The organism is Tardiphaga robiniae (assembly GCF_013359755.1).
Taxonomy (GTDB): domain Bacteria; phylum Pseudomonadota; class Alphaproteobacteria; order Rhizobiales; family Xanthobacteraceae; genus Tardiphaga; species Tardiphaga robiniae.
Map to the genome: position 1 here is coordinate 138,405 of NZ_JABMCJ010000079.1, position 24,314 is coordinate 162,718.

Consider the following 24,314-nt stretch of genomic DNA (forward strand, 5'->3'; position numbering starts at 1 on the left):
TTTGTTTATTTCGCTGCAATCTCTTGAATTGAGGTCTTCAACTCTTCCGCATCGTAGCCAGCACGACATTGGCCGCACCGACGCTCGGCGACGCTTCGCCCGTCGCCATGATCCCGTCGAGCCGCGCCAGGGCTTCAATCTGACGGCGCCGCATGGGTGTGTCTGCCAGCACCTCTTGCAACGACGCCGCGAGCTTCTCCGGCGTGCAGTCTTCCTGGATGAACTCCGGAATGACGTTCTCGCCGATCACCAGATTGGCTAGGATGACCGACGATGATGTGATGCGGCGGCGGATGATCCAGGCCTCGACACTGCCGGCCTTGTAGGCGGTGACCATCGGCACGCCCGACAAGGCAAGCTCCAGCGTCACCGTCCCCGATTTGGCAAAGGCCGCATGCGCGATGCGGAACGCGGCGCGCTTCTCTGTTTCGCCCACAACGATCCGCGGCTGCACCGGCCACGCCTTGAGCGCTTCGGCGATGACCTCGACGAGATGCGGCATGGTCGGCAGGATCAGTTCGAATTGCGTGCCCTGCTTTTGCAGCAGATCGAGCGTGGCACCAAAGGTCGCCATGTGATGACGGATCTCGCTCCGACGGCTACCCGGCAGCACCAGCAGCACCGGCGGCTTCGTTTCGCGACGCGCCTGCTCTTCCGCATTAGGACGCAGCGCATCGATCTGCTCGATCAGGGGATGACCGACATAGGTGCATGGTGGACCACCGAGCCGCCGATGCGCCTCCGGCTCGAATGGCAGCAGCGCCAGCACATGGTTGACATAAGCACGCATCGCCTTCGCGCGCCCCGGCCGCCACGCCCACACCGTTGGCGACACATAGTTGACGACGGGAATGGAGGGATCGCGCTGGCGCACACGCTTGGCGACGCGATGGGTGAAGTCCGGGCTGTCGATGATGACCAGCACGTCGGGTCTGGCCCGCAAGACGTCCTCGGTCGCGCGCGTGATGAGCTTCAGGATCGACGGCAACTTCCGTAGGACGGCGGCAAGGCCGATGATGGAAAGCTCTTCGATAGGGAACAGTGACTGCAGACCTTCACGTGCCATCGACGAACCACCAACGCCTTCGAAGCGCACATCGTCGCCGAGCCGCTGGCGTAGCACCTTCATCAGCGCGGAGCCGAGACGGTCGCCGGATTCTTCGGTGGCGATGAGATAGATCGTCTTCGTCACGTCGGAAGTCCCGTTACGAAAAGACCTGCGGCATCGGCAGCGACAATCATCTGCTGCGGTTCGGCGACGATCGTATTGCCTGCGACGATGGCGATGCCGGCGAGCTTCGCAGCGGCAGCACGCTCGATGGTCCGCGGTCCCAATGTCGGCAGATCGAAACGCAGATCCTGACCGCTCTTCGGCGCCTTCACCAGTACACCCCGCCCTGCCTTGGCGCGAATACGTCCCTGCTCACGCAAGAGCGCCACGCGGGCCAGCAATCCATCGGTGCCTTCGATATCCTCGATCCCCACCACATGGCCGTCGATCACCACGGTCGCCTGGCCGATATCGAACGGGCTCAAGGCGCGCAAGACGTCGCGCCCACGCGCGATATCGGCTTCAGCATCTTGATCCGGTACGGCACGCGTCACGCTGCCTTCCGGCATCAGCACATCGGACGCGACGTCCTTGATCCCCAGCAGACGAAAACCTTCATGCTCGAACAGGCGGCTGATACTCGTCAGCAAATGATCGTCACCGCCGCGAAACGCGCGAAACACTTTCGGCATCACGCGAAGCGTTGCCCAGTCCAGCCTGATCTCGGAGATTGCCGGCCGTACCAGCGTGCCGATGAACGTGAGATCCCGGCAATTTTCGCTGCGCATCAGCTTCAGCAAACGGCCGAACTGGCCGATGGGAATCCAGTGGTGCTGAAATCGCGCCACCAGCGCCGGATCGCAGAACCCCTTCAGCGCGAACACGACAGGCTTGATGCCACGCGCCTGCAGCGAGTCCGCGACAGCGAAGGGCAACGAGCCGCCGCCGGCGATGATGCCGAACGGCGAGCCTATCGGCGGATGTGATTGCGGGTGCTGTATTTGAGCCTGGTCAGTCATGCTTCGCCCCGCGATACTCGAATTCAGGAACTGCTCTTGCTATCCTCGGGCAGGCACAGCGCGCGGTGCTTGGCGCCGGCGATGAATGTCAGGATTTCTGCAATCGCCGGATCGTCATTTGCCAAGGGCTGCACGCGCTCAAGCCGCTCGGCGAAGACGCCCGCGCCATGGAACAGCTTTTGATAGAACGAGCGCACGGCGGCGACGCGCTCCTTGGTGAACTTGCGGCGCTTCATGCCGATAATGTTGAGGCCTTCCAGCGCTGCATATTGGCCATTCACGAGCCCGAACGGGATGATGTCGCCGCGCACGCCGCAGATGCCGCCGACCATGACCTGCGAGCCAATGCGGGTGAACTGGTGCACGGCCGACAGCCCGCCCATGAAAACGAAATCGCCGATCTCGCAATGGCCGCCAAGCGTCGCCGAAGTCGCGAAGATCACGTCGTTGCCGACATGGCAGTCATGGCCGACATGGGCGCAATTCATGAAGTAGCCGCGATCGCCCACCGACGTGATGCCACCGCCGGCGACAGTACCGGCATTCATGGTCACGGACTCGCGGATGGTACAGCCATTGCCGATGGTCAGCCGGGTCAGTTCGCCTTTGTAGCTGAGCGACTGCGGAGGCGTGCCTAATGAGGCGAACGGATAGATCGTGCAATTCTCGCCGATGGTCGTCTGCGCCGTCACGTTGACATGCGACAGCAGCTTCGTGCCTGCACCGATCGTGACATGCGGTCCGATGATGCAGAAGGGTCCGATTTCGGCGCCCTCGCCAATGACAGCACCGTCCTCGATCCGCGCCGTCGGGTCGATCTTGCTCATCGAAACAGTCCAATCCCAGCCATCAAGCTGCCTACAAATATCTAGGTTTTTCCGTTGGTTAACGTGGGTTCCCGAGCCTGTCCAGTGACGTCTGATTGCGATCTGTTACGACACGTCTCATACCATGACTTACAAACGCATGATGCCATCGAGGTCTTCGATGGCATCATGCGCGTTCAGGTAGGTGCCAATCAGTCTGTCAGCATTGCACCGACATCGGCCTCGGCGACGACCTTGCCATTTACCTTGGCGTCGCCATGGAACCACCACATCGCCTTTTTCCGGCCGATCAGGTGCAGATGATATTCGATCGTATCGCCAGGCATCACCGGCTTACGAAACTTGCACTTGTCGATGGTGAGGAAATACACCGCACGCGGCTTCTCGGTGCCTTCGACGGACGAGATGCCGATCACGCCCGCTGTCTGAGCCATGCCTTCGATCATCAACACGCCGGGATAGACCGGGCGATCAGGAAAATGCCCGAGGAATGCCGGCTCGTTGATCGTGACGTTCTTGATACCAATGCCGCTGAAGTCCTTGCGGATGTTGACGACACGATCGATCAGAAGAAACGGATAGCGATGCGGAAGGGTCTTGAGGATGGTGTTGATGTCGACCGTCTCGATGATGATCGGCGATGCGCCATCGCTTGGTAAATCCTGGCTCATTCCCGCCCCTCGTCTTTCGTATCCTGCGTCGTCGCATCCGTTCCCGGCATGCTCTCGCGGGCGAGTTTCTCAACCGCGAGGATCTCGCGGAACCATTGCTTGGTCGGCCGGGCAAAGATGCCACCCCACCGCGCGCGCGGCGGAATGCTGTCTTTCACTCCGGCCATTGCGGCGACCTGCGCGCCATCGCCAATCGTAATGTGATTGTTGAGGCCCACCATGGCGCCCAGCGCGACGTTGTCGCCGATGGTCAGGCTGCCTGCAAGGCCACATTTTGCAGCGATCACACAGTGCCGTCCAATTGTCACATTGTGGCCGATCTGGACCTGATTGTCGATTTTGGTCCCCTCGCCAATCACGGTATCGCGCAAGCTGCCGCGGTCGATGGTGGTGCCGGCGCCGATCTCGACGTCGTTCTGAATCAGGACACGACCGGTCTGCGGGACCTTGATGTGCTTGTCCCGGCCGAAGACGAAGCCAAAGCCGTCCTGGCCGAACTTGCAGCCGGGATGAACGAGTACGTTGTTGCCGATCAGTGTGAACTGCAGCGTGCTGCCAGCGCCGATATTGCAGTCGCGTCCGATCTTGACCCCGGCGGCGATCACCGCGCCAGAACCGATGATGGTGCCGGAACCGATCTCCACATCCGGGCCGATCACGGCCAGCGGATCCACCGTAACATCATCCTCGAGCTGAGCAGAGGGATGGATGACGGCGGATGCGGCGATGCCAGTAATGTCAAAGCCGGAGACCGGACGCAGCGTGTCCGCGTGCAGTTCGCGCGCCAATTCCACGAAGGCCGCAAATGGCCGCTTGGCGCGCAGCACCGTTACGTGAGCCGGAATATCGCCCTTGAAGCTCTCGCTCACCAGGCACGCACCGGCCTTGGTGTGGGTGAGCTGGTCGATATAGCGGAGATTTTCGAAGAAGGTCAGGTGATGGGGGCCGGCCTCATCAAGCGAGGCTACGCCAGTCACGACCTGGTCGGCCCGCGTCGGGTCGACCAGTCGTGCCTTCGTTGACGCGGCTATTTCAGCCAGCGTCAACGACGGCGATTGCTTGAAGAACGTCGGCAGAACCATTCCACCCGTCGCGGTCCGGCCGGAGATCAAACTCAGAACGAAGTTCCGCCGCCGAACTTGAACTGCTGCACGCGATCATAGGCGCCCTTGGTGATCGGCACTGCGTAATCGAAGCGCAGCGGACCAAACGGCGACTGCCAGATCAGGCCAACACCGACCGACGACCGGACGACATTGCCATCGTCATAGGTCATGCCAGCGCAGTTACCGACCGAAGTCCGGCTAGCAGCCACACAACCGGCAGCGTTGACTTCGCCAGTCTGAGCCCAACTCGTCGGTCCCTGATAATCCCAGAGACCGCCAGCATCGGCATAGACCGCACCCTTGATGCCAACTTCCTTCGGCAGGAACCAGAACGGCATCTGCAATTCAGCCGAAGCGCCCCAATACTTCGTGCCGCCGAGTGCGTCACCGTAGGATCCCAGCGCAACGTAGCTGATGTCACGCGGACCGATACCGTTCTGCGCGAAACCACGCACCAAGTTCGGACCCATCTGGAAGTGATCCAGCATGCGGATGTCTTCGCCGACCTTGTTCAGCATGCCACCCTGGACACGCAGCAAACCAACGATGTCGGCCACAAGCGGGGTGTAGTACTTCGCATCGACGGTGGTCTTCAGGTAGGTCACGTCGCCACCGACGCCGGCGTAGTCCTGTTTGAACTCCAGGAACAGACCATCTGTCGGGTTCTTGTTATTGTCGAGCGTGTTGTAGTTGAGCGTATAGCCCAGAGCCGAGGTCAGCGTCTTGCCGCTGGCCAGCTCGCGGCGAACCGGCAGCGACGACTCGCCATCTGCATAACAGCCCCAGTTGCCGGAACCTGTTTCGGCGAAGCCAAGGCCAAACAACGAATTCAGATAGCCAGGCGTGTTGGTTGCAGTCGGGCTGCCCGGAAGATTGTTACAATTCGCGAGCGTGCTCGGCAGCGAAATCTGCTGCTGATAGATCGAGTAGCGCAGCTGCAGCGCGAGATCTTCACGCAGCTGGAAGCCGAGACGCGGGCTAAAGCCTAGCGTCTTGGTGTTGTACGAAATGTAGCTGTTGGACAGCTGCTCGCGCTGATAGAAATCGAGGCCAAGGGCCACGCGGTAGTCGAGCAGGTAAGGCTCGACGAAGGACAGCGAGTAGCCACGGGCATACTGGCCATACTGGACCGACGCCTTGGCAAACAGGCCACGACCGAGGAAGTTACGTTCCGAGACGCTGACTTCGCCGAGTGCACCGTCGGTGGTCGAGTAACCACCCGAGACCGAGAAGTCGCCGGTGGATTTTTCTTCCAGATCGACAACCAGGATCACGCGATCGCTGGATGAACCAGGCTCGGTCGTCACCTTCACGCTCTTGAAGAAGTCGAGGTTCTTCAGGCGGCGCTCGGCACGATCGACCAGCGCACGATTATAGGCGTCGCCTTCTGCGAGATCGAATTCGCGACGGATGACATAGTCACGGGTACGCGTGTTGCCGCGCACATTGATGCGCTCGATATAGACGCGCGGGCCCTCTTCCACCGTGAAGCCGATGGTGACGGTGTGAGATTCGAAATTGCGATCGCCACGCGGACGCACGACGGCAAAGGCGTAGCCGCGGCGGGACATTTCGATCTGCATTTCCTCGACCGACTTCTCCAGCGCTTCCGCGTTGTAAAGCGAGCCGACGCCAACGCGCGAGAAGCTGCGCAGCGAGTTCGGATCGAACTGCGGAATGGTGGACGAGAAGTCGACCGACGACACGCGGTACTGCTGGCCTTCTTCGATCTTGAAGGTGACCAGGAAGCCCTTCTGGTTCGGGTCGTATTCGGTGAGCGCGGCGACGACCTGAACGTCGGCAAAGCCGTTCTTCAGGTAATAGCGGCGGATCAGGTCGCGATCGGCTTCGATGCGGTCCGGATCATAGATGTCGCCCGAAGCCAGGAAGCTCAGGAGGTTCGATTCACGGGTCTTGATGACGTCCTTGAGGCGGTAGGACGAGTAATAGTTGTTGCCGATGAACTGGATCGACTTCACGCCGGTCTTCGCGCCTTCGTTGATCGTGAAGATCAGGTCGACGCGGTTGTTCGGCTGCTCAATGAATTCCGGAACGACGCTGACGTCATAACGGCCAGAGCGACGATAGATTTCGGAAATGCGCTGGGCATCGGCCTGCACCATCGGGCGCGACAACGTCCCGCGCGGCTTCGACTGCACTTCAGCGTTCAGCTGGTCGTCCTTGACCTTCTTGTTACCTTCGAAGGCGACACGGCCAATGACCGGGTTTTCGACGACGCTGACGACCAGACGGCCACCGGCCTGATTGATCTTCACATCCTGGAACAGGCCGGTCTCGATGAGCGACTTGAGGCCGTCATCGATGGTGCCCTGATCCAGCCGGCCACTCGGGCCGGGACGGAAATAGGAGCGGATGGTCTCCACATCCACGCGACGATTGCCTTCAACAACAATCGAAGCGGCGGTCTGAGCCACGGCAGTCGAAGAAACGAGCGCAGCAGTCGCTGTAACGGCGACCGGCATGGCGACCAAGATCGAAGCAGCAAGAAGGCCGCCCCGGAAACCCCGCAAACCAAAAATCATGCGCAAAGCGCCCTTATCATTCCATCGCCAGCCCGCACCCCTACGGTCTGACAGAATCCCTTTAGTGGCCCAGCTTGTAGCCAATTTTACCTGACTGGCAAACGACCTTTCGCGCTGCAATTCTAATTTCATTCCAAGACGTTGCCCATCGGCCACGTTACCCCCAGCCTCGATCATGACGAAGCCAGGTGAAGAATGTCGTTATAGGTCGCAAATACCATCAACATCAGCACTAAACCGAGGCCAATGCGGAAGCCCATCTCCTGCGCGCGCTCCGACAGCGGGCGCCCACGAACGGCTTCGACGGCATAGAACAAAAGATGACCGCCATCGAGAAGCGGCACCGGAAACAGGTTGAGAAGGCCGATCGAGATCGACAGTACCGCCGCCAGGTGAATCAGGGCGGTCAGGCCTATTGTCGCCACCTGCCCCGAGATCTGGGCGATTCGCATCGGACCGCCGATCTGGTCGGCCGCCTCGCGTCCGGTGAATACACCGCCGATATAGGCGATGGTACGGTCCACGACGAACCAGGTTTCCTTGACGCCCAGCACGAAAGCGGTCGCCGGATTGACCCGCTCGGTGGTCGCTTCGCCAACCGCTGTCGCGCGGGTAATGCCGAGGACGCCGAGACGATGGACGTTACCGAAGCTGTCTTTGACTTCGCGAAGTTCTGGCGTGCCCTTCAGCTCGACCGTGGCTTCGCCGCGCTTGACGCTGAAGGCCAGCTGCTCGCCAGCCTTGGTGCCGACGATGCGCTGCATGTCGGAGAAGCTGCCAATGACCTTGCCATCGATGGCCTTGATGATGTCGCCCGACTGGAACCCAGCCTTCTCGGCCGCGCTGCCCGCCTGAATGCTGTCGACCTTGGCGGTCGTGCTCGGCTTGCCAAAGAACGTGAACAGGCAGGTGAAAATGACGATCGCGAGGATGAAGTTGGCGATCGGACCGGCAGCCACAATGGCCGCACGCTGGCCAACCCGCTTGTGATGGAAGCTGCCCTTGCGCTCATCCGCCGTCATGCCTTCCAGCGCGGCGCTTGAGGGGGTCGAGGCTTCGCTCTCGTCGCCGAAGAACTTCACGTAGCCGCCAAGCGGAATCGCGGAAATCTTCCAGCGCGTGCCATGGCGATCGTTGAAGCCGGCCAGTTCGGGACCGAAGCCGAGCGAGAACGTCAGGACCTTAACGCCGTTCCAGCGGGCGACCAGGAAGTGGCCGAGTTCGTGGAAGAACACCACGATCGTCAGGACAAACAGAAAGGGGATGATATAGCCGATAAAGCCGTGGCTTAACGTATTGAAACTATGTTGGAAAAACTCAAGCATCCCGATCCCCTAACGCGAGGCCAAAGGCCCCGTCCCCAATGCTCTAGGATGCCTTTGCGGCAATTTGAGGCAAGAGGGTGGCAGCCATTTTTCTCGCTTTATGGTCAACAGCGATGGCGTCATCCGCCGACGACAACGGCGCCAAATTCCCTGCCCGCACCCATTCATTCATGGTGGCTTCGACCAGCCGTGCAATGGCGCCAAAGCGGATCTTCTGGGCGGTGAAGGCAGCCACGGCGATCTCGTTGGCCGCGTTGTAGACGGTGGTCGCGCCGCTGCCGGTGCGCAGCGCGTCATAGGCCAGCTTCAGGCCAGGGAAGCGCGCGTAATCCGGTGCCTCGAAGGTCAGCGAACCAATTTTGGCGAGATCGAGCGGTGCCGCCCGGCCCGGAATGCGGTCCGGCCAACCCAGGCAATGCGCGATCGGCGTGCGCATGTCGGGCGAACCGAGCTGCGCCATGACAGAATAATCGCGGAACTCGACCATGCCGTGGATGATCGACTGCGGATGCACCAATACGTCGATTTCGTCCGGCGCCAGCGCGAACAGATAGGACGCCTCGATCACTTCGAGGCCCTTGTTCATCATCGATGCGGAGTCGATGGTAATTTTCTGCCCCATCGACCAGTTCGGATGTTTCAGCGCCTGCGCCAGCGTTGCCTGCTCGATATCGGCGGCAGCCCAGGTGCGGAACGGTCCGCCCGAGGCGGTGATGATGACGCGGGTCAGTTCCTCGCGGCTGCCGGAAGCCAGCGCCTGGAACAGAGCATTGTGCTCACTGTCCGCCGGCAGGATGCAGGCGCCAGCTTTGGCGGCGCGATCCATGAAGAAATCGCCGGCGCAAACGAGGCATTCCTTGTTGGCCAGTGCAACCGTTGCACCGCGGTCGACGGCGGCGAGCGCAGGCTTCAAGCCGGCGGCGCCTGATACGGCGGCCATCAGCCAGTCGGCCGGACGCTCTGCAGCCTCGACGATGGCGCTATCCCCTGCCCCGCTGGCGATGCCGGTGCCGGCGAGCGCCGCGCGGAGTTCGTCCAGCTTGGATTCATCAGCGACGGCCACAAAGCGCGCGTTGAATTCCTTGGCCAGCTTGACCACGCCTTCGACGTTGCCGTTAGCCGTCAAAGCCTCCACCTGGTACCGCTCGGGCGACGCTCGTAGCAAATCCATGGTGCTGTCGCCGATCGAACCGGTTGCACCGAGGACAGTGATGCTGCGCAGACTGGACGCGGCGGGCTTGTTATTTCGCAGGGGAACAGCGCTCATCAAATCACCAAACCATAAGACCGCGGCCGACGCCATCTGCGCCGCCGCGTAAAAGACCGATCACCGCAGCAGCCACCACCGCGAACACGTAGCCGTCGAGGCGATCCAGCAGACCGCCATGACCAGGAATGATCTGGCCGGAATCCTTGACGCCGAATTTGCGCTTCACTGCGGACTCGAAGAGATCGCCGAGTTGCGACAGCACCGTCAGCACGGTTGCGACCATGAGCAGCGGCAGCAGCCTGCCCAAACCATTCATGGCAAAACCGGCAGCCACAGCAAGGCTGAGAACAAAACCGCCGATAGCGCCGGCCCATGTCTTCTTCGGACTGACGCGCGGCCACAGTTTCGGGCCGCCGATGCCGCGCCCGGCGAAATAGCCGCCGATATCGGTCATCCAGACCACCAACAGAATGAACATCAGGGCCGAGAAGCCCCAGACGGGATCGAGGCGCACGACAATGGACGCCGCAAACGCAGCCAAGGCATAGACGACGCCGAGCCCGATCCAGCCGACATGATTGCCGACAATGGCCCGCCATTCCAGGAAGAGACCAACCGACACCAGCGTCACGAGGCCGAACCACAGCCAGCCACCGGTATAGGCGGCGAAGATCGCGACGGGGATCAGTACCAGCGCGGCCAGGACGCGCATCAAGAGATTGCGCAGCCCCCGGTCATCCGCCTGCTTCGGCGTACTGTCGTCCTGGGTCACGCCGGTCACGAACCGGTTTTCGCGGCGAGACCGCCGAAACGCCGCTCGCGGCGGGCATATTCGGCAATGGCGCTTTCCAGCGCGGCCTTGTCAAAATCGGGCCAGTGGATCGGCACGAAGACGAACTCGCTATAGGCAGCCTGCCACATCAGGAAGTTCGATAGCCGCTGTTCACCCGACGTGCGGATGATCAGGTCCGGGTCCGGAATATCAGGCGCGTCGAGATACTGGCCGAGCGTATCGACATTGATGCTTTCGGGCGTCCGCTTGCCCTCGGCAACCTCGCGCGCAAGGCGCTGCGCTGCCATGGCGATCTCGTGCCGCGAGCCGTAGTTGAAGGCGACCACGAGATTGAGCTGGGTGTTGCCCCGCGTCAGGTCCTCGGCCTCTTTCAGCAATGACGCGATATCGGAATCGAGGCCCTGGCGCTCTCCAATCACACGGACCCGCACGCCGTCGCGATGCAGGGTGGCAAGGTCGTTGCGGATGAAGCGACGCAGCAGGCCGAACAGATCGCTGATCTCGGATGCGGGCCGCGACCAGTTCTCGGAGCTGAACGAGAAGATCGTCAAATATTGGATGCCGAGTTCGTTGGATGCCCGCACCACACGGCGAAGTGCCTCGACGCCGCGGCGATGGCCCTCGGCGCGCGGAAGCCCCCGCGCTGCAGCCCAGCGCCCATTGCCGTCCATGATGATCGCGACATGCAAAGGCGTGGATCGGTCCGATCCATCATTTGCGGGCGCGGCGGCATTCGACATCGATTAAAATCCCCAGCCTATGGTCCGGCACATATGTGACCAATTTGCGGACCATACGCTTTTCAACAGCTTAAAAGCGGCTTCTAACGCTTAAACCGTCATGATTTCCTTTTCCTTAGCCGCCAGCAACTGATCGATTTCAGCGATTATGCTGTCCGTGACCTTCTGCACTTCGGTATCGTGGCGCTTCTGGTCGTCCTCGGAAATCTCGTGAGCCTTCTCGAGCTTCTTGATGATGTCGAGACCGTCGCGGCGGACGTGGCGCACGGCGACCTTGGCTGCCTCGGCATATTTATGCGCGACCTTCACGAGTTCCTTGCGGCGCTCGGTGTTCAATTCGGGAATGCGTAGCCGCAGAATCTGGCCTTCGGTTGCCGGGCTAAGGCCAAGATTGGAATCGACGATCGCCTTTTCCACCGCCTTGACCATCGACTTGTCCCAAACCTGCACCGACAGCAGGCGCGGCTCGGGAACGCTGACGGTCGCAACCTGGTTCAGCGGCATGTGGCTGCCATAGGCTTCCACCTGGACCGGCTCCAGCATCGAGGCTGCCGCACGTCCGGTGCGCAAGCCGCCAAGCTCATGCTTCAGCGACTGGGTCGAGCCCTGCATACGGCGCTTGAGGTCGTTGATGTCGAATGGGGCCATGGTGGCCATGCAGCTCTCCCTTGTATCCTGCTGGTGCGAAGCGGGTATGGCGCTCCGAACCCGTCTAAAATCAGCCCGCGACGATGGTGCCGCGGCCAGTACCAGTCAAAATGGCGCCGATCGAACCCGGTTCGGCGATCGAGAACACGATGATAGGCAGCGAGGTCTCGCGGGCAAGCGCGAAAGCCGTCGCATCCATGACTTTGTAGTTCCCCTCCACGGCCTGCGAATGGCTGAGACGCTCGAAGCGCGTCGCGTTCGGATCCTTCTTTGGATCGGCGCTGTAGACGCCGTCCACATTGGTCGCCTTCAGCACGGCCGATGCGCCGATCTCGGCAGCGCGCAACACTGCGGTCGTGTCGGTGGTGAAGAACGGATTGCCGGTACCGCCGGCCAGCAGCACGATGCGGCCCTCGGACAGGTATTTGTGTGCGGCAGCACGTGTGAAGAGTTCGCAGACCTGCGGCATCACCATCGCCGACAGCGTGCGGGCCGGCACGGCGTGGCGCTCGATCGCAGCTTCCAGTGCCAGGCAGTTCATAACGGTAGCGAGCATGCCCATGCTATCGCCGGTCGGGCGCGACACACCACGCGAGGAGACTTCGACGCCGCGAAAGATATTGCCGCCGCCGACGACGACCGCGACTTCGACACCAAGTTTCTGGGCTGCAATGAGATCGACGGCAATGCGGTCGATGGTCGGCTGATCGATACCGAATGACTGGCCTCCGGCGAAAGACTCACCCGAGACCTTGATCACGACGCGACGATAGAGCGGCTCACCCATGATGCGATCGCTTCCTTTCGAGGCGGCAGCTCCCGGCGTAGATCGCCGGGAGGTCTTCCAATTCGTCTTACTTCTGGCCGCTGGCGGCGGCAACTTCGGCAGCGAAGTCCGAAGTCTGCTTCTCGATGCCTTCGCCGAGCGCGTAGCGCACGAAGCCAGCGAGCTTGATCGGCGCGCCAACCTTGCCTTCGGCTTCCTTGACGGCCTGCGCCACCGACTTACCGGTGTCGTGGATGAAGGCCTGATCCAGCAGGCAGACTTCCTTGTAATAGGTCTTCAGGCCGTTCTCGACGATCTTCTCGATCATCGCATCCGGCTTGCCCTGCTGGCGATACTTATCCGCCATCACTTCCTTCTCGCGAGCAACGACGGCCGGATCGAGGCCGGCCGAGTCCAGCGCCTGCGGGTTGGCAGCAGCGACATGCATCGCGATCTGTTTCCCAAGGGTCGCGAGCTCGTCAGCCTTGCCGGTGGATTCCAGCGCGACGATGATGCCCATCTTGCCGAGACCTTCGATCACGGCGTTATGCACGTAGCTCGACACGACGCCGGCCGAGACTTCCAGCGTCGCGGCGCGGCGCAGGGTCATGTTTTCGCCGATGGTGGCGATGGCTTCGGTGATCGCGGTCTCGACGGTAGCTTCGCCAATCTTGTGAGCCTTGATGGCTTCGACGTCGGAGCCGACCTTGAGCGCCACCTGGGCGATCATCTTGACCAGACCCTGGAACTGATCGTTGCGCGCGACAAAGTCGGTCTCGGAATTGACTTCGACCACGACGCCCTTGTTGCCGGCGGTGAGAACGCCGATCAGGCCTTCGGCCGCAACGCGGTCAGCCTTCTTGGCGGCCTTGGACAGGCCCTTCGCGCGCAGCCAGTCGATTGACGCCTGCATGTCTCCGTCATTGGCAGCCAGTGCGTTCTTGCAATCCATCATGCCGACGCCGGTGGTTTCGCGGAGGTCCTTGACCATCGCTGCAGTAATCGTTGCCATCGTTGAACCCTTTGCCTGTCAGGGCGCCTGCGAGCCAGCCGGTGCTGGTCAATCGCGTTACGCCGCAGGAACTATCATCGAGAGAAGTGTAGAGATGGAAAGTGCGGCCGGGATGACGGCCGCACAATAGTTTCTTGGCTGTCGCTCGGCATGATTTTGTCCGGAACCGGGACACCGGTTCCGGGATCACGCCTGCGCGTTACTCGGCTTCCGCCGTCAGACCCTTGGCCTGGGCGACCCAGCCGTCGGCACGGGCCGGAAGACCAACTTCTTCGCCAATCTTGTGTGCGGTGTCGTGATCGAGTTCGGCCAGCTGCCAGTAGTGGAAGATGCCGAGGTCGTTGAACTTCTTCTCGATCGCACCGGACACGCCGGTGAGCTTCTTGAGATCGTCGGCGGTGCCGCGCGGACCGGCCAGCCCCTGGAAGCCTGCTTCCGGAGCCGGGATGGCCTCAGCCACCGGGGCAGCCGATGCACCGATATCGAAGCCCGAGTCGCCCTGGGCGCGCGAGATGCCGTCGATGACAGCGCGTGCGATCAGGTCGCAATACAGCGACAGCGCACGACCGGCGTCGTCGTTGCCCGGGACCACATAGGTGATGCCCTTCGGATCCGAGTTGGTGTCGACGATCGCCGCGACAGGGATACCCAGACGCTGAGCTTCCTGGATCGCGATGTCTTCCTTGTTGGTGTCGATCACAAAGATCAGGTCGGGCAGACCGCCCATGTCCTTGATGCCGCCCAGCGAGCGATCGAGCTTGTCGCGCTCGCGCTGCAGCGTCAGACGCTCCTTCTTGGTGTAGGCCGACGCGTCGCCAGAGTTCAGCACTTCGTCGAGGTGGCGCAGACGCTTGATCGAACCGGAGATGGTCTTCCAGTTGGTCAGCGTGCCGCCGAGCCAGCGCGAATTGACGAAGTACATCGCCGAACGCTTCGCAGCTTCGGCAACGACGTCCTGCGCCTGGCGCTTGGTGCCGACGAACAGGATGCGGCCGCCCTTGGCGACGGTGTCGCTCACAGCCTTCAGCGCGGTGTGCAGCAACGGCACGGTCTGCGCGAGATCGATGATGTGGATGTTGTTGCGTGCGCCGAAGATGTAATTCGCCATCTTCGGATTCCAGCGGTGCGACTGGTGGCCAAAGTGGACGCCAGCTTCGAGCAGTTGACGCATAGAAAATTCGGGTAGTGCCATAGTATCAATTCTCCGGTTGTTTCCTCCGGAAGCGTGTGAGCAAACGAGCGTTCGGGCAGAGGATTCTGCCGTGCAGCCCGGATGCCACCGGACGGCGATTAAGCCATGCTTCCGTGTGAGATGCGCCGGCTTATAGCCGGATTCCCGGGATAAGCAAGGAAATCCGGCGGCTTCGGCCGGTTTACCGCGCGGGTTGCCAGCTCAAAGCGTTTCGACCATTTCCACCCCGGAAACCGCCTTGATGGCGCCGGCGATCTGCGGGGACACCTGGAACCGGCCTTCGAGCTTGAATTCGACCTCAGTTTGCAGGTCGAGGCGCAGGATCAGCGAGACGTCGCCTCCGCCGGCGGCATTGCTCGGCTGCGGTTGGAGGCGTTTTACCAGCGAATCCAGTGCCTTGGTGTCCTTCATGGTCACCCTGAGCCCCTTCTGGGTCTTGGCAGCGGCGGCATCCAGAGGTTCCGCGTGGAGAACCCGGGCCCGAACGTCCTCGCCCTGGAGTTCGGCACCGAGTTGCAGCAGCACCGCGGTACCGGGTTCCAGCACGTCGCGGTATTGGGCAAGCCCTTCGGAGAACAGCACCGCCTCGAAATGCCCGGTCGGATCCGACAGGCCCATGATGCCCATCTTGTTGCCGGTCTTGGTCCGCCGCTCCATGCGGGATACGACGGTAGCCGCCACCCTGCCCGCCGTAGCACCGGTTTTGACCGCGCGGCAGAACTCGGCCCAACTCTGCACCCGCAGTCGCTTCAGGGCGGTCGCATAGTCATCGAGCGGATGGCCGGACAGGAAGAAGCCAATAGCGTCGTATTCCTTGCGCAGCTTCTCCGCCGCCAGCCAGTTGTCGATCTGCGGCAGCATGATGGTCGGCGCATCGGCCGCGCCGCCAAACATGTTTCCCTGACCGATTGTCGTATCCACGTGGGCGCTCTGGCAGGCGGCCAAAATAGCATCCGCGCCGCCATGCACGCGGGCACGATGTGGATCGAGCGTATCGAAGGCGCCGGCCGCAGCGAGTGTTTCGATGATGCGCTTGTTGACGGCGCGTGGGCTCACGCGCGACGCAAAGTCGGCAAGCGACGTGAACAAACCATTCTTGTTGCGCTCGGCGACGATCAGCTCGACGGCGCCAGCGCCGACGCCTTTCAACGCGGCCAGCGCATAATAGATCGTGTTGTCGCTGACCTCGAAGGTTACGCCCGAACGATTGATGTTCGGCGCCTCGACCTTGATACCGAGCCGCTGCGCCTCGGCGCGAAATTCCGACAGCTTGTCGGTATTGCCCATGTCGAGCGTCATCGACGCCGCAATGAACTCCACCGGATAATGCGCCTTCATATAAGCGGTGTGATACGACACGAGCGCATAGGCCGCCGCGTGGCTCTTGTTGAAGCCATAGTCGGCGAATTTTGCCAGCAGATCGAAGATCGTATCGGCCTGCCCCTTCGGCACGCCGTTCTTGACAGAGCCTGCAACGAAGATCTCGCGCTGCTTTTCCATTTCGGCGCGGATCTTCTTGCCCATCGCGCGGCGCAGCAGGTCGGCGTCGCCGAGCGAATAGCCGGCCATGACCTGTGCGATCTGCATCACCTGTTCCTGATAGATGATGACGCCGAAAGTTTCCTTCAGGATCGGCTCGATGATCGGATGCAGATATTCCGGCTCTTCATCGCCATGCTTGCGCGCGCAATAGGTCGGGATGTTCGCCATCGGGCCCGGACGATACAACGCGACCAGCGCGATGATGTCCTCGAAACGGTCGGGCCGCATGTCCACAAGCGCGCGCCGCATACCCTGGCTTTCCACCTGGAATACGCCGACCACTTCACCGCGCGCCAGCATTTCGTAGCTCTTGGCGTCGGTAATCGGCGTGGTCGCAAGATTGACGTCAATATTGCGCTGCTTGAGTAGCTTCACGGCGACATCGAGCACCGTCAGCGTCTTCAGGCCGAGGAAGTCGAACTTCACGAGACCTGCTGGCTCAACCCATTTCATGTTGAACTGGGTGACCGGCATGTCCGATTTCGGATCGCGATACATCGGCACGAGCTGCGACAGCGGCCGGTCGCCAATCACGATGCCTGCGGCGTGGGTCGAAGCGTGGCGCGTCAGGCCCTCGAGACGCTGCGCGATATCGAAGGCTTTGGCGACGATTGGATCCTCGTCGCGGAGCGCCTGCAGCTTCGGCTCGCCTTCGATCGCCGCAGCCAAGGTCACAGGGGCCGCAGGATTTTGCGGCACCAGCTTGGTCAGCTTGTCGACCTGGCCATAGGGCATCTGCAGCACACGGCCGACGTCGCGCAACACGCCGCGCGCCTGCAGCGTACCGAAGGTGATGATCTGCGCGACCTGATCGCGGCCGTAGCGCTGCTGCACATAGGAGATCACCTCGCCGCGACGATCCTGGCAGAAGTCGATGTCGAAGTCCGGCATCGAGACGCGTTCCGGATTGAGGAAGCGTTCGAACAGAAGATTGAACTGCAAGGGATCGAGATCGGTGATGGTCAACACCCAGGCGACCAGCGAGCCCGCGCCCGAACCGCGGCCCGGTCCCACCGGAATGCCCTGTGCCTTCGCCCATTTGATGAAGTCGGACACGATCAGGAAGTAACCCGCATAGTTCATGCGGGAGATCACGTTGAGTTCGAAGTCGAGCCGCGCGTGGTATTCCTCCTCGCTCTTGCCCTGCGACACGCCGTGGATCTCGAGACGTTTGCGCAGGCCTTCCTCGGCCTGACGACGCAACTCGTCGGATTCCTCCTGGGCCGCACCTTCAGCGTTACTGCCGGCGCCCACCGTGAAGCGCGGCAGGATCGGCTTGCGCGTCTTTGGCCGGAACGAGCAGCGCTCGGCGATTTCGACGGTTGACGCCAATGCCTCGGGAATATCGGCAAACAGAACCGCCATTTCGGCGCGAGTCTTGAAGCGATGATCGGTAGTGAGCTGCTCGCGGTCCGTTTCGGCAATGATCCTGCCACCGGCGATACATAGCAGCGCATCATGGGCCTCATAGTCATCCGCGGCGGCAAAATACGGCTCGTTCGTTGCCACCAGCGGCAGGCCCTTGGCGTAAGCCAGGTCTATCAAACCCGCTTCGGCGCGGCGCTCCTTCTCTGCGCCATGACGCTGCAGTTCGATGTAGAGCCGATCGCCGAATAGCGATGCGAGTCGGTCGCAACGCGCAGCGGCAAGCGCGGATTGATCGGCGAGCAGCGCCTGATTGATCGGACCGTCAGGACCGCCGCTCAACGCGATCAGGTCTTCTGTTTCCTCCAGCAGCCATTCCAGCTTGATGTGGGGCGCATGATTGACCGGGGTTTCCAGAAACGCGCGCGAGTTGAGTTTCATCAGGCTCTGATAGCCACGCTCCTTGGCAGCCAGCAGCACGATGCGCGGCATCACGGCGTTCAGCGCATTACGGGCGTTGGGATCCTGGTCGCCGAAATCGATCGCGACCTCGCAGCCGGTGATCGGCTGGATGCCGTAGCCCACCAGCTTCTCGGAGAATTCCAGCGCGCCAAACATGTTGTCGCTATCGGTCAGCGCCAGCGCCGGCTGATGGTCGGCCTTCGCCAGTTCCGCCAGTTTTTGGATCTTGATCGAGCCCTTCAGCAGCGAATAGGCCGAATGCACGTGCAGATGGACAAATCCGGCATTCGACGCGGCGGCGGGCTTCTGACTCATGGCGTGGGGCGTTCCGGACTTTGCAGCGCCCGATCTGGGCAGTCATCGACACTGGGGATCGCGGCGGCCTGTTCAGGCCGACTCGCTGTCCCATGGTGATGCCTGCCCCCGGCCAAGTCCATGTGAAACCCGCTCGGGCCCGGAAGCGTCCCCGCATTCCCTAGGGAATGCTTGTCATTCCCCGGGAGCGTTCCCGTATCCACCGGAGAGTGCTTCCCCAGTGTTCCGGCGCCAGCTTCGCAGCCAGCGTCCGGGAGCAGGATCACAGCTGGGGGATCAGTTGCGCCCAAACCGCAATCATGCCGACGAACAGAACGATCGATGCCAGTGCAGCGGCTTCTTCAACAAAGGTCTTCAACATGGTGGCCTCCGTGATCTCTGGAACATATGAAGAACATTGTTCTCATTCTGTTCCTGAGTCAAGCAGCCGATCCGGGCGCGTCGCGCCTCATATTCGGGATGGTTAAAATGGCAGGCCGGCACGCTTTACGCCCAGCCAGCCAAGGCCATCCCTCGCCGGCGATCACCTACGCCGTATTGCGTCGTGTGCCGAACAAGCCCTGTTACGGCATGTTTCCGGCGCCAGATGCGGAGCGGAATCCGGCTTTGTGAGTTGACGAATACCTCTCTGACCGGCTTTGTGCCGGTCAGAGATCACATGCAGCCGGCCATCTGAGTCGGCAGGAGAATTCGATGCGCGCAGCCCTGCTTGCTCTGGTCGCCCTCGGCGCCCTCTCGGCCCTCACCGTCACGCCCGCCGCAGCACAGCGCACCGATCCCGGCCCGTTCTCGTTCAACACGCCGAGCGGTTATCCGTTCTGCATGCGCTCGCTCTATGACGACGACGACTGCAGCTACCGCACCTATGCGCAGTGCGCCGCGACGGCATCGGGCATCGGCCTGACCTGCTTCGCCAATCCGGCGCTGGCCTATGCGCAGACCTACGCACCGCAGCAGCCGCGCGTGAAGCGCAAGCGTAAGAGCAGCTACTGAGCGACGGCGCCGTCCGCGGCGCCTCGCTTTTTCTCTCTCAAATGAAACGAGTGGCGGGGTCAGTCGAGTTCGACGACCTTGCCGTTTTCCAGCGACACCCGCCGATCCATGCGGCCAGCCAGTTCCATGTTGTGGGTCGCGATCAGCATCGCCACCTTGGTCGCCTTCACCAGCTGCATCAGCGCCTTGAAGACGTGATCTGCAGTATGCGGATCGAGATTGCCCGTCGGCTCGTCGGCAAACAACACGCGCGGTGCATTGGCCACCGCGCGGGCAATCGCAACGCGTTGCTGCTCGCCGCCCGACAGCTCCGCAGGGCGATGGGTGATGCGTTCGGCCAGACCCAGATAGGCCAGGATTTCCTTGGCGCGGGCAACCGTCTCGGAGCGCTTCAGGCCGCGGATCATCTGCGGCAGCATGACGTTCTCCAGCGCGGTGAATTCCGGCAGCAGCCGATGCGACTGGTAGACGAAGCCGATATCGGTGCGACGGATCTGGGTGCGCTCGGTGTCCGACAGGCCCGAGGTCGCGGTGCCGCCGACATAGACCTCGCCGTCATCCGGGCTCTCGAGCAGACCGGCAATATGCAGCAGCGTCGACTTGCCCGAGCCGGACGGCGCCACCAGCGCGACCGACTGCCCCGCCCACAATGCCAGCTTGGCATTGTCGAGAATGGTCAGAACACTTTCGCCCTGGGTGTATTGCCGCTTGATGTCGTGGAGATAGACCACCGGTACATCATCTGCCCCTTGCGCCATATCAGTCACTCACTCGTATCTTAGCGCATCGACGGGATCGAGGCGCGCGGCGCGCCACGACGGGTAGAGGGTCGCCAGGAACGACAGCGTCAGCGCCATGATCACGACCGCGCTGGTCTCGCCGACGTCGACCTCGGCCGGCAGCTTGGACAGGAAATACAGTTCCGGCGAGAACAGCTCCGTGGATGTCATCCACGAGATGAATTGCCGGATCGTCTCGATGTTGAAGCAGACCAGTAGTCCAACAAAGAAGCCGACCAGCGTGCCGACCACGCCGATCGCAGCACCCGTGATCAGGAACACCCGCATGATCGAGCCTTGAGAGGCGCCCATGGTGCGCAGGATCGCGATGTCGCTGCCCTTGTCCTTTACCAGCATGATCAGGCCGGAGACGATGTTCAGCGCCGCCACCAGCACGATCAGCGTCAGGATCAGGAACATGACGTTGCGCTCGACCTGCAGCGCATTGAAGAAGGTCGAGTTGCGCTGCCGCCAATCGACGATGAAGATCGGCCGCCCGGCCGCCTCGGTCACGAGCTTGCGATACTCGTCGATCCTGTCGGGATTGTTGGTGTAGACCTCGATCGAGGTCACGTCAGAGGGGCGATTGAAGTAAGTCTGCGCCTCGGCCAGCGGCATGAACACGAAGGTCGAGTCATATTCCGACATGCCGATCTCGAAGACGGCAGCAACCTTGTAGGGCTTGATGCGCGGCGTCGTGCCCATCGGGGTCACCGCCCCCTTCGGCGAGATCAACGTGATCATGTCGCCGGCGTGGATCGAGAGCTGATCTGCCAGCCGCCGACCGATCGCCACACCCTGCCCGTCATCGAAGCCTTCGAGCGTGCCCTGCTTGATGTTCTTGGCGATCGACGTGAGGTTATTGAGATCGCCAGAGCGGATACCGCGGATAAAGATGCCGGCAGCACCGAACGCGGATGATCCCAGTCCCTGGCCATCCACAACCGGCGCCGCGAGACGAATGCCATTCACACCGCTGATGCGGTCGGCGACATCCTTCCAGTCGGTCAGAGGACTTTCCAGCGGCTGCACCAGCAGATGCCCGTTGAGACCCAAGATCTTGTCGAGCAGCTCCTTGCGGAAGCCATTCATCACGGCCATCACGATGATCAGCGTGGCGACGCCGAGCATGATGCCGAGGAACGAGAAGCCGGCAATGACGGAGATGAATCCCTCTTTGCGGCGCGCGCGGAGATAGCGTCCGGACAGCAGCCATTCGAAGGCGGCGAAGGGTGGGGTTCGAACTGGCTCGCTCATGGCATCATCCATCGCCCGACTCCCATACGAATCGGGCTTATTCTAGCCGCATCGTGAGTGATGCGGCGACCACACAGTGGATAAGTCGTCAGGACGTCAGCTTTGCGACGACCTCAGCGGCACTGATATTCTCACGCGAACCGTCATCGCGCCGCTTCAGCTCGACCTTGCCTTCGGCGAGCCCCTTCGGGCCAACGAGGATCTGCCAGGGCACACCGATCAGGTCAGCGGTGGCAAACTTGCCGCCGGCGCGCTGGTCGGTGTCGTCATAGAGCACATCGACGCCCTTGGCCGAGAGCTCCTTGTAGAGCGCCTCGCAGGCCGCATCCGTATCGGGCGAGCCCTGCTTCAGGTTGAGGATCGCAGCACGGAACGGCGCCACTTCCTCGGGCCACTTGATGCCGTTCTCGTCGTGGCAGGCCTCGATGATCGCGCCCAGCAGCCGCGACACGCCGACGCCATAGGAGCCGCCATGGATCGGCGTCTCCGCGCCATCGGCGCCCGCGACGGTTGCCTTCATCGCGTCGGAATATTTGGTGCCGAAATAGAAGATCTGGCCGACTTCGATACCGCGGGTGTTGAGCCGCCGCTCGGCCGGCACTTCGCTCTCGAACCGCGCGGCGTCGTGGACGTCTTCGGTTGCCGCATAGATCGAGGTCCACTGATTGATGATGCCCGTGAGATCACCGCTATAGTCGACATCGGCCGGCGGGATCGGCAGATCGAGCACGTTCTTGTCGCAGAATACGCCGGACTCGCCGGTTTCGGCGAGCACGATGAATTCGTGGGAGTGATCGCCGCCGATCGGTCCGGTCTCGGCGCGCATCGGGATCGCCTTGAGGCCCATGCGCGCGAAGGTGCGCAGATAAGCGACGAACATCTGATTGTAGGAATGTTTCGCCGCGGCTTCGTCGATGTCGAACGAATAGCCATCCTTCATCAGGAATTCGCGGCCGCGCATCACGCCGAAACGCGGACGCTGCTCGTCGCGGAACTTCCACTGGATGTGGTACAGGTTCAGCGGCAGGCTCTTGTAGGACTTCACATAACCGCGGAAGATCTCGGTGATCATTTCCTCGTTGGTCGGCCCGTAGAGAAGCTCCCGCTTGTGGCGGTCGACGATGCGCAGCATCTCCGGCCCATAGGCGTCGTAGCGCCCACTTTCGCGCCAGAGATCGGCGAGCTGCAATGTCGGCATCAGGAGCTCGATGGCGCCCGCCCGGTTCTGCTCCTCGCGGACGATCGCCTCGATCTTCTTCAGCACCCGCAGGCCCAGCGGCAGCCAGGCATAGATGCCGGCGGCCTCCTGCCGGATCATGCCCGCGCGCAGCATCAGCCGGTGCGAGACGATCTCGGCTTCCTTCGGCGTTTCCTTGAGAATGGGCAGAAAATAGCGCGACAATCGCATGGTTAGGCCTGGGAATCGGAGGGACACGGGAGAACGCGAGTGAAACCGGATCGGCCGCCAAAATACAAGGGCGACGGGTCGGACGCCGGGCAGTCTAGGACATGGAGCTGGCAATCGGGGCTTAATTCCGTTCGCCTGGCGAATTGCTTCCCAGGCTGTCAAATATCTCCATTTCCGATGTCGGCCACAGCGACCCCAGCGTGACCGGAAATCGCGTAAAAGGTCGCGATTCTACCCTTGGCCTAAATTTTGAACACACATTGCCGAAATTGGTGACAAACAAAAAAAGTTAAGCTACGACTCACAGCTCAGGCGGTTCGTAAGGACAGAGTCTGGTGGTCCAAGTCTCGGGAGGAGCCCTGACGCGCTCAAGCAGCGTCAACCCGCTAAGCAAGGATAAAATCCAAAGTTTGGGGTAATAGGGTCGACACAATTTTCCGAGCAGGGCTGCGGCCCTGCTCTTTTTTTTCGGCAGATTCCCGACAACGATAGCGACACTTCATATCGTCCGAGACGAAAAAAGGCCGGCATCCATGCCGGCCTTTTTTCGGAGATGCAAAGCGCCGCGTATTACAGCGCACCACCCTTCGGCTTGATGCCCGACAGCCACGAACAGACCAGGCCCTGTACCGCGCCGACGATCCCGAATGTAAGAATCTGACGCAGCGGAATCGACACCGACGTCCAGATCAACATCATCCCGATACTCACGACATAGCCAGTAAGCGCCGAGGTCAGCACCTTCGGCCACAGCTGCATCTTGTCTTCAAGGAACCAGTCCTCAAGCCACATCACCAGCGACGGGATCAGCCCGAACCAGTAGGCAAAGGGCAATCCCATAATGAAGCCGGGAAAGCCGCCGATGATCCTGCCGCTGGCAATTTCGCGCAGCTCGAAAACCGCGAAACCGACAGCCGGCCCAAGCAACAGAAAAAGCAGAAAGCGCTTCATGCGTCAGCTCCGTATCGACACCTGAAAGGACAGACTCCGCAGGTTAAAGATCGCTCTCAGATCGGCACGCCCATCAGCTTCGAGAGCCGCTCGATGTTGAAGTAGTCCATGCGATACGCATACATGCCGCCCGCGAACAGCACGGCGGAAATCACCGTGGTCCAGATCAGCTTGCGCCCCATCCGGGCCAGCACAGGCGCACCGGGATCGGTGCCGTCGGTGCCCTCGCCATCCTCATGCTGGCTGCGCACGCCGAACGGCAGCGTCAGGAACAGCGTGATCCACCAGATGACGAAATAGACCGCGAGCGACGTCGAGATCGTATAGGCCATCGCGTCC

Annotated in this window: 22 protein-coding genes; 2 read left to right on the top strand and 20 right to left on the bottom strand. The window is 61.5% G+C overall.

Going from position 1 to position 24,314, the window contains the following annotated elements; genetic code table 11:
• Positions 1 to 37 precede the first annotated feature (37 nt).
• The 15 genes from lpxB to dnaE form a co-directional block, all read right to left on the bottom strand.
• Complete coding sequence (gene lpxB, locus HP556_RS11450; protein WP_175367088.1) at positions 38 to 1,192, bottom strand: lipid-A-disaccharide synthase; 1,155 nt, start codon at positions 1,190 to 1,192, stop codon at positions 38 to 40.
• Positions 1,189 to 2,070, bottom strand: a complete 882-nt coding sequence (locus HP556_RS11455) for an LpxI family protein (protein ID WP_089264538.1) — start codon at positions 2,068 to 2,070, stop codon at positions 1,189 to 1,191. The genes lpxB and HP556_RS11455 overlap by 4 nt, the downstream gene beginning before the upstream one ends.
• A gap of 23 nt (positions 2,071 to 2,093) precedes the next feature.
• Entirely contained in the window at positions 2,094 to 2,897 is an 804-nt protein-coding gene (lpxA, locus tag HP556_RS11460) for an acyl-ACP--UDP-N-acetylglucosamine O-acyltransferase (protein ID WP_175367089.1), read from the bottom strand.
• A 191-nt stretch (positions 2,898 to 3,088) separates the two neighbouring features.
• The gene (fabZ, locus tag HP556_RS11465; protein WP_068730861.1) at positions 3,089 to 3,568 is read right to left on the bottom strand and encodes a 3-hydroxyacyl-ACP dehydratase FabZ; all 480 of its coding nucleotides are present in this window, start codon (positions 3,566 to 3,568) and stop codon (positions 3,089 to 3,091) included.
• A complete protein-coding gene (gene lpxD, locus HP556_RS11470; RefSeq protein ID WP_089264543.1) occupies positions 3,565 to 4,650 on the bottom strand; it encodes a UDP-3-O-(3-hydroxymyristoyl)glucosamine N-acyltransferase in 1,086 nt (361 codons plus the stop codon). Before lpxD ends, fabZ begins: the two co-directional genes overlap by 4 nt.
• Before the next feature lie 32 nt (positions 4,651 to 4,682).
• A complete protein-coding gene (gene bamA, locus HP556_RS11475) occupies positions 4,683 to 7,217 on the bottom strand; it encodes an outer membrane protein assembly factor BamA (RefSeq protein ID WP_120290003.1) in 2,535 nt (844 codons plus the stop codon).
• Positions 7,218 to 7,390: 173 nt separating this feature from the next.
• Positions 7,391 to 8,542: an RIP metalloprotease RseP gene (rseP, locus tag HP556_RS11480; protein ID WP_089264545.1), complete on the bottom strand. Its 1,152-nt coding sequence runs from the start codon at positions 8,540 to 8,542 to the stop codon at positions 7,391 to 7,393.
• 43 nt (positions 8,543 to 8,585) lie between these two features.
• Positions 8,586 to 9,809: a 1-deoxy-D-xylulose-5-phosphate reductoisomerase gene (gene dxr / locus HP556_RS11485; RefSeq protein ID WP_093758765.1), complete on the bottom strand. Its 1,224-nt coding sequence runs from the start codon at positions 9,807 to 9,809 to the stop codon at positions 8,586 to 8,588.
• 4 nt (positions 9,810 to 9,813) lie between these two features.
• Entirely contained in the window at positions 9,814 to 10,524 is a 711-nt protein-coding gene (locus tag HP556_RS11490) for a phosphatidate cytidylyltransferase (protein ID WP_338117564.1), read from the bottom strand.
• 5 nt (positions 10,525 to 10,529) lie between these two features.
• Positions 10,530 to 11,285 (bottom strand): isoprenyl transferase, encoded by a 756-nt coding sequence (locus HP556_RS11495; protein WP_175367090.1) that lies wholly within the window; start codon positions 11,283 to 11,285, stop codon positions 10,530 to 10,532.
• Positions 11,286 to 11,375: 90 nt separating this feature from the next.
• Positions 11,376 to 11,933 (bottom strand): ribosome recycling factor, encoded by a 558-nt coding sequence (gene frr / locus HP556_RS11500; protein WP_374725665.1) that lies wholly within the window; start codon positions 11,931 to 11,933, stop codon positions 11,376 to 11,378.
• 70 nt (positions 11,934 to 12,003) lie between these two features.
• Positions 12,004 to 12,720, bottom strand: coding sequence for a UMP kinase (gene pyrH, locus HP556_RS11505; RefSeq protein WP_068730867.1), 717 nt, complete (start codon positions 12,718 to 12,720; stop codon positions 12,004 to 12,006).
• A 67-nt stretch (positions 12,721 to 12,787) separates the two neighbouring features.
• Complete coding sequence (gene tsf, locus HP556_RS11510; RefSeq protein WP_089264547.1) at positions 12,788 to 13,711, bottom strand: translation elongation factor Ts; 924 nt, start codon at positions 13,709 to 13,711, stop codon at positions 12,788 to 12,790.
• Between the two features lie 199 nt (positions 13,712 to 13,910).
• Positions 13,911 to 14,903 carry a 30S ribosomal protein S2 gene (locus tag HP556_RS11515; protein WP_068730869.1) on the bottom strand — a complete coding sequence of 331 codons (993 nt, stop codon included), beginning with the start codon at positions 14,901 to 14,903 and terminating at the stop codon, positions 13,911 to 13,913.
• 201 nt (positions 14,904 to 15,104) lie between these two features.
• Positions 15,105 to 18,587 carry a DNA polymerase III subunit alpha gene (dnaE, locus tag HP556_RS11520; RefSeq protein ID WP_089264548.1) on the bottom strand — a complete coding sequence of 1,161 codons (3,483 nt, stop codon included), beginning with the start codon at positions 18,585 to 18,587 and terminating at the stop codon, positions 15,105 to 15,107.
• Between the two features lie 387 nt (positions 18,588 to 18,974).
• Here dnaE and HP556_RS11525 point away from each other — a divergent pair, with 387 nt between their 5' ends.
• Both HP556_RS11525 and HP556_RS11530 read left to right on the top strand, forming a co-directional pair.
• On the top strand, positions 18,975 to 19,199 hold the full coding sequence (locus HP556_RS11525) for a hypothetical protein (RefSeq protein ID WP_175367091.1): 225 nt from the start codon (positions 18,975 to 18,977) through the stop codon (positions 19,197 to 19,199).
• Between the two features lie 81 nt (positions 19,200 to 19,280).
• Entirely contained in the window at positions 19,281 to 19,580 is a 300-nt protein-coding gene (locus HP556_RS11530) for a DUF3551 domain-containing protein (protein WP_175367092.1), read from the top strand.
• Positions 19,581 to 19,639: 59 nt separating this feature from the next.
• Here the strand turns inward: HP556_RS11530 and HP556_RS11535 are convergent, their stop codons facing one another.
• The 5 genes from HP556_RS11535 to HP556_RS11555 form a co-directional block, all read right to left on the bottom strand.
• The gene (locus HP556_RS11535) at positions 19,640 to 20,338 is read right to left on the bottom strand and encodes an ABC transporter ATP-binding protein (RefSeq protein WP_068730961.1); all 699 of its coding nucleotides are present in this window, start codon (positions 20,336 to 20,338) and stop codon (positions 19,640 to 19,642) included.
• 9 nt (positions 20,339 to 20,347) lie between these two features.
• Positions 20,348 to 21,628, bottom strand: a complete 1,281-nt coding sequence (locus HP556_RS11540) for a lipoprotein-releasing ABC transporter permease subunit (RefSeq protein ID WP_068730873.1) — start codon at positions 21,626 to 21,628, stop codon at positions 20,348 to 20,350.
• A gap of 76 nt (positions 21,629 to 21,704) precedes the next feature.
• The gene (gene proS, locus HP556_RS11545; RefSeq protein ID WP_089264550.1) at positions 21,705 to 23,024 is read right to left on the bottom strand and encodes a proline--tRNA ligase; all 1,320 of its coding nucleotides are present in this window, start codon (positions 23,022 to 23,024) and stop codon (positions 21,705 to 21,707) included.
• Positions 23,025 to 23,594: 570 nt separating this feature from the next.
• On the bottom strand, positions 23,595 to 23,975 hold the full coding sequence (locus HP556_RS11550) for a hypothetical protein (protein ID WP_089264551.1): 381 nt from the start codon (positions 23,973 to 23,975) through the stop codon (positions 23,595 to 23,597).
• 56 nt (positions 23,976 to 24,031) lie between these two features.
• On the bottom strand, positions 24,032 to 24,307 hold the full coding sequence (locus HP556_RS11555) for a DUF1467 family protein (protein ID WP_175367093.1): 276 nt from the start codon (positions 24,305 to 24,307) through the stop codon (positions 24,032 to 24,034).
• Between the last annotated feature and the right edge of the window lie 7 nt (positions 24,308 to 24,314).